Genomic DNA, 11,315 nt, shown 5'->3' with positions numbered 1-11,315 from the left:
GTTCCGCTGGCTTTCCTACTACAACCGGCGCCGCCGCCACTCCGCGCTCGGCTACCGCACACCAGCCGAGTTTGAACAACAACTGATCACGACACCTACGCTGTCACTCGTCGCATGAAACACGGTGTCCACTCCCCGGGATCAACCTCACTTGTTGTACTGGGCGGTGGTCTGCCCATCGAGGGTGAGGGCCCGCTGGCACGTCTCCAGTGCGTCGATGTGCAGCCCCATTTTCTCCTGGACCTCCGCCAACTCGCTGCGGAGGTAAGGATTCTCCGGATCGCAGGCGATTGCCTCGTAATAGCGTGACAACGCTTCGTGATAGCGGCCGGCCCGGCTGAGCTCGTTGGCGCTCTGGTACGCCTCGTACAGTGCGGGATTGAGCTCCCGCCCCCACCATTTGCGCCACGGCGGCTGCCGTCCCGCACGGGTGACCGGCAGCAACGAACTGATCACCCAGCAGCCGACCTTGTGGATGACGTCGCCCCATTCGCTCCCCCACAACGTGGTCGAACGGGACCCGCCGAACACATACGCGGTGACGGTCACCGTCACACCGAGGCAGTCAGGCTCATGCTCCCGGATCCGGAGCACGCCGCCGACCCGGTACGCGAGCTTCGGCCGCAGTCGGCTGAGCAGACGCGGTATGGCAGTGCCCAGCGTCTTGGGGTCGAGCTCGACATCGCCGACCAGCTCGAGAAAACTCATCGGCGGCGCCTCGGCGGGCAGCGTGGTCGGTGCGTACATGCTGCAGTCGGACAATTGCTGACGCAGCTCCGCGGTGAGATCGCCGGCCGACGGCGACGCGAGGCGTCCGGGCGGTGTGGCGTCAATGAGTTCCTGGACGTCGACAGGGCCCGGTTTGTAGGCCAGGAAAGCCCGCGTCGCCCGCCAGTACAGGTAGAGGACCAACAGAGCCACAGCGAAGAACCCCAGCCTCTGGCCGAGGGTGAGACCGCCGTCGGCGTCAAAGACTTGACCGAGACCGCCGCATACCCGGGCCACCCAGCCGGTGAAACCCCATCCCCAGTCACCGCCGGTCCAGGCCGGGTGACCTTCCCCTGCCCAGGTGAGGAGGCCGAGCAGTACGGCCGTCCCCACGCCGCTCCACACCCACCAGGCGATCCGCCTCGGGGCGGGAAGCGCGGACGTGAGTGCGGTTTCGCTTTCCCTTCGCCGATTGACCATGGCGTACTCCGGACCAGGAAGACATCCCCACATCCAGGCTATCCGCAGTCCTTGTTGTAGACAGGACAACCATCGACGGGCACAGCGAGGCGGTCCACGTCGGGGTAGCGGCTTCGTCTTCGGTACCGCCAGGCGTTGGGGAGCGATCTTCTTGCTCAGCCGCGCGCCCGGCGGGGCAGGGGACCAGGAGCGCCTGTCCGTCGCCGGGCCCGTCGCACGCATGGGGACGATGGGGATCAGCCCGATGAACGCAGAGAGTGGGCCCCACGCCAGAATCAACCCGACGAGTCATCGCCTCGTGCTCCGGCGTCAACACGACTGAGAGTGAACACCAGGCACTTGTTCGGGATCACACCAGCCACTCATTGACGTCGCTGGCCAAGGACACAGAACTCGTTACCTTCGGGGTCTGCCAATACAACCCACGATTGATCACCCTGGCCAATATCAACACGCTGTGCGCCATGAGCCACCAGACGAGCCACCTCGGCGTCCTGGTCATCAGGTCTGAAGTCGAGATGCAGTCGGCTCTTGGCCTTCTTGCTCTCATCCAGCCGGACGAAGTCCAACCCCGGCAGGCGATCCGGCTCCGGGCGGATCTCGAACTCCTCATCAGAGGAGTGGACCACAACCCAACCAAGAGCCTCGGCCCACCACTGGCCCAGGGCCACCGGATCTACCGAGTGAACGACTACCTGTTCCCATTGCAAGGTCATCCGCCGAGCTTAGACCTGCCAGGGCTTCAGGAACAGGCACTTGAGTTCGGGGAAAGTGTGTTGACCGGACCAACTCATCTGTTTTCGCCGGCCAGATGGGGTACCTGCTAGCTTCCATCACGTGAGCGGGTGCGACGGCTGGGGGCGGGAAGCTGGCCCGTGACGATCGCGGCGAGTGCGAGCCCGAACCCTACGAGTTGGATCGGACCGAGTGTCTGGCCGAGCAGGGCGGCGCCGAGAGCCGCGGCGACCAGCGGCGAGAGCAGGACGAGAACCGCGACAGAGGTGACGGGCAACGTGGTGATGCCGCGGAACCACAGGACGAAGGCGAGCAGACCGCCCACCAGACCGAGCCAGAGGTAGCCGAGGGCGGCGGGAAGGCCGATTGCGGGAGGTGCCCCCTCGACAAGAAACGTGACAGGCACCAGGAACAGTCCTCCTGCGGTGAGTTGCCAGCCGGCGAAAGTGGCGGGACTGGCATCGGCGGGGCGTCCCCAGCGCTTGGTGAGCGTCACGCCGAGCGCCATGGAGGCCGCGCTGCCGAGGCCCGCCACGATTCCGACGATGTCGAGAGCCGCGTTCGGCCCGATCACCACCAGGCCGACGCCGACCACACCGATCAGTCCCCCAGCAAGGCGCCAGGCGGACAGACCTTCGCGGAGGACCGCCACGGCCAGGAGGGCGACGACGAGAGGCTGGGCCGCGGCCAGGGTGGCGGCAACGCCTCCCGGCAGGCGTTCGGCCGCGATGAACAGCAGGGGGAAGAGCAGCCCGATGTTCAGCACGCCGAGCACCGCCGCTTTCCCCCACCACGCTCCCCGCGGCAACGTGCGGGTGATCGCCAGCGCGATCAGGCCGGCGGGCAACGCACGCAGGAGTCCCGCGAACAGGGGGTGTCCCGGCGGGAGGAGCTCGGTGGCGACGACATATGTGGTGCCCCACGCCACGGGAGGGAGCGCCGTCAGGATCGTGCGAGGCAGACGTCCACGGGGAGCACCGCTGCTCGGAACACCGATGCCTGGCCCGTGGAAAACCCTTGGTGCTGCTGGACTTGTCATGCTCGCAGTCTCATCCGGGACCGATCAATGAGTCCAACACATGTTTGTCACCCCATCGATCTCGATACAAGATGGATCCATGGAGCTCCAGCAGATGCGCTACGTCGTCGCCGTCGCCGAGACGAACAGCTTCACCCGGGCCGCCGAACGATGCCTGGTTGTCCAGTCCGCCCTCAGCCATCAAGTCGCCCGGCTGGAACGGGAACTGGGCGCGAGACTCTTCGAGCGCACCAGCCGCCGCGTGCGGCTGACCCCGGCCGGTGCAGCCTTCCTCCCCTCCGCCCGTCAGTGTCTGGACGCCGCCGACCGCGCAGCCGCCGAGGTCGCCGCGGCTGTCGGTGAGGTACGCGGGCGGCTCGCCGTGGGCCTGATCCCCAGCGTCGCCGCGGTCGACATCCCGGGCGCTCTGCGTGACTTCCACCAGCAGTACCCGGATGTGCGCATCGGCCTGCGCGTGGGCGCCAGCGAGGAACTCGTCGAGCAGGTCAAGCAGGGGGCCGTCGACGTGGCCTTCCTCGGGCTGCCGACCACAGCGCGACCTCAAGGCGTCGGCGCCCACGAGCTCGCCCGAGACCGACTCGTCGCCGTGGTCGCGCCGGACCACCCCCTCGCCGGAGGATCAGCGGTCGACCTGCGCATACTTTCCTCCGAGGTATTCGTGGACCTGCCGACCGGTACCGCCGGGCGTGTCCAATCCGACCAGGCCTTCTCGGCCGCTGGTCTCAGTCGCGACGTCGCCTTCGAGGTGACCAACGCGGACTTCCTGGCTCGGCTGGTCGGGAAGGGCCTCGGCATCGCCATGCTCCCCTCCGCCTACGTGCGTCAGCTCACCGGCGTCACCACCATCGAGGTCACTGACGCGCCGGCCCGCGTCGAACACGTCATCTGGAGCCGCGACAGCCGCACGCCCGCGGCGACCGCCTTCCTCACCCTTCTCGACATCCCGGCCACGCCCGGCACGGTGACTTCGTCCCTCTCCAAGGACCGCGTTGAGCGCCGATCCTTCCCCACCAGGAGTAGACACAGTACGTAGACGGGCTGTCGTACCGAGCGCCGTGTGCATCCGCACCTGGAGTCCGAGCACCTGCGTGGCGGCCGGAACGAGGTAGGCGCGATGGTGGACGAGAGCAGGTACTGGGCGTCGGGGAGCACCGATCCTCACTTCGCTGCGTACTTCGGCGCCTGCCGAGAACTGTGTTCGAGCGCCCGAGGCAGCTCCCACGAACGGGCGGCGGCGATCTGAAAGCCGTCCGCATGTCGACCTGCGGGCGCCTGCGGCGGGCGTAGTCACCTCACAGCATCACGTGTTTGACCTGTGTGTAGTCCAGCACGCCCGCCATCGACAGGTCGCTGCCGTAGCCGGAGTGCTTGACCCCGCCGTGCGGCATCTCCGACACCGTCGTTCCGTGCGTGTTCACCCAGACGATGCCCGTGTGCAGCGCCCGCGTCGCCCGCATGGCACGGTCGTGGTCGGCGGTCCAGACGCTCGCCGCGAGGCCGTAGCGGACATCGTTCGCCAGGCGCAGCGCCTCCTGCTCGTCGGTGAAGGACTGGACAGTCACGACCGGACCGAAAGTTTCCTCCTGCACGATCTCGTCGTACTGCCGCACACCGGTGACCACCGTCGCGTCGTGGAAGTAGCCGGGCCCATCGGTCCGCGCACCGCCGGCCAAGACGTTCGCACGGCGCGGCAGCCGGCTCAGCAGGCCCTCGACGGCGGCGAGCTGGCCCGCGCTGTTGAGCGGGCCGAAGTCGCAGCCGGGCCGCAACGCCGACGCGTGCGCGGCGAATGCCGCGACAAAGGCGTCGTGGATGTCCGCGTGGACCAGCAGCCGTGCGGGCGCTGTACAGTCCTGGCCCGCGTTGTAGTACGCGACGGCCGCCAACTGCGCGGCCGTCGACTCCACATCGGCGTCGTCATGGACGACGACCGGGGCGTTCCCGCCGAGCTCCAGGTGCACGCGCTTCAGGTCGGCGGCAGCGGCAGCGGCGATCTCGCGCCCCGCCCGTACGCTTCCGGTCACCGCGATCAACCGGGTCGCCGGGTGCACGACGAGCGCCCGGCCGGTGTCACGGTCACCGCACACCACGTTCAGCACGCCCGGCGGGAGGTGCTCCGTCGCGATTCGGGCCAGCAGCGCGGACGAAGAGGGTGTGGTGTCCGCCGGTTTGAGGACACTCGTGTTGCCGGCGGCGATCGCCGGGGCGACCTTCCAGACCGCCATCATCAGCGGGTAGTTCCAGGGGGTGATCTGGGCGCAGACGCCGACCGGTTCGCGCCGCAGCAACGAGGTGCGCCCCTCGGTGTACTCGCCGGCGGCGGCACCGGGCAGGTTACGTGCGGCTCCGGCGAAGAAGCGCACGGTGTCGACGATCGCGGGCAGTTCGTCACGGCGGAAGAGCTCCGCCGGTTTGCCGGTGTCCGCCGTCTCGGCCGCGACCAGTTCGTCGGCGTGTGCCTCCAGCGCGTCGGCGATGCGCAGCAGCGCGTTCTGCCGTTCGGCCGGTGTCGTCACCGACCAACGCTCGTACGCCGACACGGCCGCCGCGCAGGCGGCGTCGGTGTCCGCCGGTCCTGACAGCGGTGCGGTGCGGTGGCAGGTGCCGGTCGCCGGATCGGTCAGGCGCATGGTCGCGCCCGTCGCTGCGGGCCGGTCGTCGCCGCCGATGTGGTTGTGCACCGCGGGGTCTCGTCGCTCAGCCACGGCGCAGTGCCTCCTTCGCGGCCGCGCGTCCGGTGCGGACCGCGCCCTCCATGTAGCCGGCGACCCACTGGTCCGAACCGCAGACGTAGAAGGGCGGTTCGTGGGTGCCGTGGAGCGGCCCGACGGCCATGACGTCGCCGGGCGTCCACTGGGTGACGTAGCCCTGCGTCCACGGATCGGTCCCCCACATCCGGACCCAGCTGCCGACCGGCCGGTGTGCCTCGTCGCCGTAGAGGCGGGCGATCTCCGCCAGCAGCTCCCGCTCCCTGCCTTCCTCGGGCATGCCCAGCAGTACGCCGTACCGCTCGGGCGGGACCAGACAGGACAGCACGCCCTCGCTCTGCGGCCAGGTGCTGCCGAGAACGCCCTCGCACTCGGAGAGCCCGTTGCGCCCCGAGTCGCGCCAGAACGGCTTGGCGTACGCGGCGACGAACTTGGCGGCCACCGCTTGCCGTTGCCGGTGCAATGAGGCCAGCCGGCCGTCGGACACACCGCTGACGACGAGGGACCGGAGCGGGCCGACAGGCAGCGCGCTGACGACGGCGCCCGCCGTGAGGGTCTCGCCGTCGGCGAGCCGTACCGAGCAGCCGCCGGAGCGGACTGCGACAGCCTCGACCGGAGAGCCGAGCCGGACCCGCTCGCCCAGGCCGTCCGCCATGCGCAGGGCCACGGTCGCCGATCCCTCCGCGACCCGCAGGCCCTCCCAGTCCTCGTAGTCGTAGTGCTCGGCCGGGCCCGGCGCGGACCCGGTGTCTTCGCCAGGCACGGCCGCGTGCTTGCGGAGCTCGGAGAGCAGCGATGTCCGCTCGTACGACCCGCTGGCGAGCGCCAGTTGGCCGATTTCCCAAAGGCGTACGACGCCGGAGGAAGCGCCCTCGGCCCGCAGCCAGTCGGCTACGGAGACCCGGTCGAGGGCCGGGGCGTCGGGGTGGCTCCAGGGGTCGCCCGGGTCGACGGTTCGGGCGAGGGCGGCGAACGCGGCGGTGAGGCGGCGCCGGCAGGCGTCGTCGCCGGGGGCGAACCAGTGCGGCGGGTCCCCCGCCGAGACGCCCTCGGGCGTGGCCCTGGCGATGACGCCCGGCTCGGCGACGTAGCTGGCGACCAGGGTGAGGCCCAGTTCGGCGGCCAGGGTCAGATAGGCGGTGTGGGCGCGGCCGACGACTTCACCACCGAGCTGGACGAGCCGGCCGTCCGGGAGAGCCGTCTGCTCGACCCGGCCGCCGACCCGGTCACGGGCCTCGACGACCAGTACGTCGGCGCCGCCGGCCGCGAGGTCCCGTGCCGCCGCGAGTCCGGCGAGTCCGGCACCGAGCACGATCACGTCATGCTGCATGGAGAAGGGTTCCTTCGTTCGGTCCACTCGATTCGAGGAAGAAGGGGCGGCGTCATTCGAGGACCAGACAGTGCTCCGGCAGCCAGCCGATCTCCACGTGCTCACCGCCGCTCCAGCGGTCCTCCATCCGCGAACGGTCGGTGTTCTGCTCCAGCACCGACACCGTGACTCCGGGCGCGAGCTGGATCAGATACGTCGTGGTCGGCCCCGAGTACACGGTCTCCCGTACGACCCCGCTCACCCGCGCCATCCCCGGCGCCAGGTCGGACAGCCAGATCTTCTCGGGCCGGATCGCGAGCTGCACCCGACTGTTCTCGGCAATCCCTTGGCGAGGTCCGACGGGCAGCGCCGGGCCCTGGTCCATGAGCACCGAACCGGCTCGGTACGTGCCGGGCACCAGATTGGAGGTGCCCATGAAGGAGGCGACGAAGCTGCTCGCCGGCCGTTCGTACACGTCCTCGGGTGTGCCGCACTGCTGCACGCGGCCCTCGCTCATCACGGCCACCCGGTCCGACATCGTCAGTGCCTCGTCCTGGTCGTGCGTGACGAACACGAACGTGATGCCGATCTCCCGCTGGATCTGCTTCAGTTCGACCTGCATCTGCTTGCGGAGCCTCAGGTCCAGCGCCGCGAGCGGCTCGTCGAGCAGCAGTACGTGCGGCCGGTTGACCAGGGCCCGAGCCAGGGCCACCCGCTGGCACTGGCCGCCCGACAGGGTGGCGGGCTTGCGGTCGGCGAGGCTCCCGAGCTGCACCCGGTCCAGCATGGCGCCGACCCGTTCGCGGATTTCGCCGCGGCCCACGCCCGCGCGTTTGAGGCCGAAGGCCACGTTGTCGGCCACCGAGAGATGGTCGAAGAGGGCGTAGCTCTGGAAGACGGTGTTGACGTTCCGCTTGTTCGGCGGCAACGCGGTGACGTCCTTGCCGCCTAGGCGGATCGTGCCGTCCGACGGGTCGGTGAACCCGCCGATCATCCGCAGCGAGGTCGTCTTGCCGCAGCCGGACGGGCCCAGCAGCGAGAAGAACTCGCCCGGCGCGATGTCCAGGCACACGTCCCGGACGGCGTAGGAGTCGCCGTAGCTCTTGCAGACGCCGTCGAGCCGGACGGCGGGCGCGCTGCCCGTGCCGGTCGTGTCCGCGGTGCTGGTGGTCGTCGTGGTCACGAGATCACTTCCCGGAGAGGAGATCGAGGCCGCCGCGCCGGCCGAACAGGCGCGGAATGAACAGTGCGAGGGCGATGAGGGTGATCGACCCGACGAGCATCAGCGTGCCGACCGCGTTGATGGTCGGCTGCACCCCGAAGCGGATGGCCGAGTAGATGCGTACGGACAGCGGCTGGGGATCGACGCCGGTCGTGAAGTACGCGAGGACGAAGTCGTCGAAGACCAGCGCGAAGATCAGCACGGCGGACGCGATGATGCTGGGCAGCAGTGCGGGGAGGGTGACGAGCCGCAGCGACTGCCATCGCGTCGCGCCGAGGTCCATCGCGGCCTCCTCCACCTCCGGGTTCAGCGCCGCGACCCGCGACCGCAGGACGACGGTCACGTACGAGATCGAAAAGGTGATCTCGGCCAGCATCACCGTGCCCGTGGAAAGCGGGATCCCCATGCCCTTGAAGAGCAGCATCGCGGCCACACCCGTGACGATCTCCGGAGTGATCAGCGGGACGAGCATGACCAGGCCGGCGAGGGTGCCGAGGCGGCTCCGGCAGCGGACGAGGCCGAGAGCGAGCGTCACGCCGAGGACCAGTGAGCCGGCCATCGCCACCAGAGACACCCGCAGGCTCATGCCCAGCGAGTCGAGCAGCACCTGGTCCCGGAAGAACGCCCCGTACCAGCGGAGGCTGAAGTCCTTGAAGACGGTCAGCGATTTCTGGGAGTTGAAGGAGAAGAGCACCACCACGCCGATGGGCAGGTACAGCAGCGCGAAGAACGCGGCGGTGACGGCGATCGCGAACCGCGGCTTGCGGTCGGTGCCCCGGCGTGTCCGCCGGGAGGCGGCGGAACGGGTCGTCATCGGACCGCCGCCTCGTCCTTGCGCGCCCGCCGCAGGTAGCCCAGCATGCCGAGGAAGAGCACCGCCATCATCAGCATCGTCAGCGCCGAGCCGAGCGGCCAGTTCTGGCCCTGGAAGAACTTGTCCTGGATCAGGTTGCCGATCATGATCTGGTCGGGACCTCCCATCAACTGGGCACTGACGAAGTCACCCATGGCGGGCAGGAAGACAAGGACACAGCCGGCGGCGGCGCCCTGTCTCGTGGCAGGCACCGTGACGTGGAAGAAGGTCCGCAGCGGGCCTCCGTAGAGGTCGCGTCCCGCTTCGATCAAGGAGACGTCCATGCGCTCCAGCGCGGCGTACAGCGGGATGATCATGAAGACGACGAACCCGTAGACGAGCCCGGCCACGACCCCCACCCCGGTCTGGAGGATCTTCGTGTCGTCGTCGGCGACTCCGATCGCGCGCAGTGCCTTCAGCAGCGGCCCGTCGTCCGACAGGACCACCGACCAGCCGTACATGCGCACCAGATAGTTGGCGAAGAAGGGCACGACGATCGCGGCGATCAGGAGTGTCTTGAAGCGTCCGCCGTGCAGAGCGATGGCGTAGGCGACGGGATAGGCGACCAGCAGACAGATCAAGCAGGTCAGCAGCGCGTATCCGAGGGAGCGCAGCATCACGGCCCGGTAAGCGGGTTCGGCCAGTGCCGTGAAGTTCTCCGGATTGAAGCCGAAGTGGGGGTTGCCGAGCGGGTCGGTGGTGCCGAACGCCAGGGTGGCTACGAGGACGAGGGAGCCGACGAGGAACGCGGCCATCCACAGCGTGCCCGGCAGCATCAGCAGGGTCCACAGCCGGTTGCCCGATGCGGAGGGGCGGCCTGCGGCGGGCGGTCCGTCGGGGGCGCCGGTCCTGAGGTCCGCGTCCTTCGTGCGTGGCGGGCCGTGCTCGTCGGGGCCGGGCCGCACCGCGCCCGGGGTCTTCTGAAGGGCCATGGCGTCAGCCGGCTTTCACACGGGTCCAGGCGGCGTCGCGGGCCCGTTCGCCCCGCGCGTCGCCGTTGCGGAAGTACAGGTCGTCCTTGAGATCGCCGGCGGTGACGACACACTCGGGGAAGGGCTCGACCAGTGCGGAGTAGGTGTCCTCCGTACCGCGGACCGGCATCGGGTATCCGATGTACTCGATGTTCTTGCGGACGTTCTCGGGCCGGAGCATGTAGTCGATGAACAGCATCGCAGTTCCGGGGTGGGGGGCGTCGGACGGGATGGCGTAGCAGTCGGAGTTGAGCGGCGCTCCTTCCTTCGCGACCTCGAATCCGAACACCGACGGGTCCTTCGCCTGGTCGAGCATGGCGGCCATGTCACCGCTCCAGGCCTGTGTCATGACGGCGTTTCCGGTGAGCAGGTTGTTGTAGCTGTCGCTGGAGAAGCCGCGCAGCCGCGGCCGGAGCGTACGCAGGGTCGCGGTGATCTCGCCGAGGTCGTCCGGATCGGCGGTGGAGACGTCGAGGCCGAGCTTGAGCGCGGCCATGCCGAGGACCTCGTCACGGTCGTCCAGCACGAAGACGCGCCCCTTGGCGCGCGGCGACCACAGGTCTTCCCAGGACCCGGAAAGCTCGCCGCCGATCTTGTCCTTCCGCCAGCCGATGCCCGTCTTGTACATGGTGAACGGCAGTGTGTGCCGCGATCCGGGGTCGTACCAGGGATCAGCGAAGTAGTCGTAGTGGGCGAGCACGGCGTCGGCGTTGCGCAACTGGGAGTGGTCGATGCGGCGCAGCCGGTGTCCCTCGGCCAGCCGCTGGGCCCACTTGGCGGTCGGGAAGATGATGTCGTAGCGGTTGCCCGCGTTGAGCTTGGCGGCCATGCCTTCCATGGAGTCGAAGTTCGACTGCACGACCTTTACGCCGTACTCCTTCTCGAATCCGGCGAAGACGGCGGGGTCGACGAAGTCGGCCCAGTTGAAGTACACGAGGTCGCCGTCGATCTTCATCTCGACCGGCTCTTCGCCGGCCTCCTGGGAGGCCGGGGTGGCGGACGTGAACCCGCAGCCGGCCGTGGTGGTGCCGAGACCGAGCCCTACGGCCGTGGCGGAACCGGTGCGGAGGAAGGAACGGCGGGACAGGGGGCGTGCCTCGGGGGACATCAGTGGTCCTCTCCGTGGGGTCCGTGCGGGGGGACGGACTGTTTCGGGGTGAGCGGGGTCCCGGTGCGCACACGCGGGGGCGGCGTGGGCCGTGCGGGACCTGGGAGCCGGCGTCTGCGGAGGAAGGTGCCGTTGAGGGGACGGTTCCGTTGAGTTCCGTTGAGGGGGCGGCTCGTAATCCT

General features: G+C 69.1%; 11 protein-coding genes. 2 read left to right on the top strand and 9 right to left on the bottom strand.

Features of this window, described 5'->3' with window-relative positions; all coding sequences use genetic code 11:
* On the top strand, positions 1–118 hold a 118-nt coding region (locus tag ACWIHY_RS24580; protein ID WP_454377827.1), incomplete at its 5' end, for an integrase core domain-containing protein.
* Positions 119–147: 29 nt separating this feature from the next.
* Here ACWIHY_RS24580 and ACWIHY_RS24575 read toward each other — a convergent pair.
* The 3 genes from ACWIHY_RS24575 to ACWIHY_RS24565 all read right to left on the bottom strand — a co-directional run bounded on the left by ACWIHY_RS24575 (position 148) and on the right by ACWIHY_RS24565 (position 2,962).
* On the bottom strand, positions 148–1,101 hold the full coding sequence (locus ACWIHY_RS24575) for a tetratricopeptide repeat protein (RefSeq protein ID WP_454377824.1): 954 nt from the start codon (positions 1,099–1,101) through the stop codon (positions 148–150).
* Positions 1,102–1,550: 449 nt separating this feature from the next.
* A complete protein-coding gene (locus ACWIHY_RS24570) occupies positions 1,551–1,904 on the bottom strand; it encodes a VOC family protein (RefSeq protein WP_454377823.1) in 354 nt (117 codons plus the stop codon).
* Positions 1,905–2,011: 107 nt separating this feature from the next.
* Positions 2,012–2,962, bottom strand: a complete 951-nt coding sequence (locus ACWIHY_RS24565; RefSeq protein ID WP_454377822.1) for an EamA family transporter — start codon at positions 2,960–2,962, stop codon at positions 2,012–2,014.
* 79 nt (positions 2,963–3,041) lie between these two features.
* Between ACWIHY_RS24565 and ACWIHY_RS24560 the strand changes: the two genes are divergently transcribed.
* Positions 3,042–3,995, top strand: a complete 954-nt coding sequence (locus tag ACWIHY_RS24560; protein WP_454377821.1) for a LysR family transcriptional regulator — start codon at positions 3,042–3,044, stop codon at positions 3,993–3,995.
* 259 nt (positions 3,996–4,254) lie between these two features.
* Here ACWIHY_RS24560 and ACWIHY_RS24555 read toward each other — a convergent pair whose 3' ends face one another.
* Genes ACWIHY_RS24555 through ACWIHY_RS24530 form a run of 6 tightly spaced genes read right to left on the bottom strand, consistent with a single transcriptional unit; the run spans position 4,255 to position 11,133 of the window.
* The gene (locus tag ACWIHY_RS24555) at positions 4,255–5,667 is read right to left on the bottom strand and encodes an aminobutyraldehyde dehydrogenase (RefSeq protein ID WP_454377820.1); all 1,413 of its coding nucleotides are present in this window, start codon (positions 5,665–5,667) and stop codon (positions 4,255–4,257) included.
* Positions 5,660–7,000: a flavin monoamine oxidase family protein gene (locus ACWIHY_RS24550; protein WP_454377819.1), complete on the bottom strand. Its 1,341-nt coding sequence runs from the start codon at positions 6,998–7,000 to the stop codon at positions 5,660–5,662. The genes ACWIHY_RS24555 and ACWIHY_RS24550 overlap by 8 nt, the downstream gene beginning before the upstream one ends.
* Positions 7,001–7,052: 52 nt before the next feature.
* Positions 7,053–8,162: an ABC transporter ATP-binding protein gene (locus ACWIHY_RS24545; protein WP_454377818.1), complete on the bottom strand. Its 1,110-nt coding sequence runs from the start codon at positions 8,160–8,162 to the stop codon at positions 7,053–7,055.
* 4 nt (positions 8,163–8,166) lie between these two features.
* Positions 8,167–9,015 (bottom strand): ABC transporter permease, encoded by an 849-nt coding sequence (locus ACWIHY_RS24540; RefSeq protein WP_454377817.1) that lies wholly within the window; start codon positions 9,013–9,015, stop codon positions 8,167–8,169.
* A complete protein-coding gene (locus ACWIHY_RS24535; RefSeq protein ID WP_454377816.1) occupies positions 9,012–9,986 on the bottom strand; it encodes an ABC transporter permease in 975 nt (324 codons plus the stop codon). Before ACWIHY_RS24535 ends, ACWIHY_RS24540 begins: the two co-directional genes overlap by 4 nt.
* 4 nt (positions 9,987–9,990) lie before the next feature.
* The gene (locus ACWIHY_RS24530; protein WP_454377815.1) at positions 9,991–11,133 is read right to left on the bottom strand and encodes a polyamine ABC transporter substrate-binding protein; all 1,143 of its coding nucleotides are present in this window, start codon (positions 11,131–11,133) and stop codon (positions 9,991–9,993) included.
* Positions 11,134–11,315 lie beyond the last annotated feature (182 nt).

It is taken from the genome of Streptomyces sp. NPDC055287 (assembly GCF_053646035.1).
Note: the sequence above shows the minus strand (reverse complement) of the source record. Positions and strands in the feature narration are given on the sequence as shown.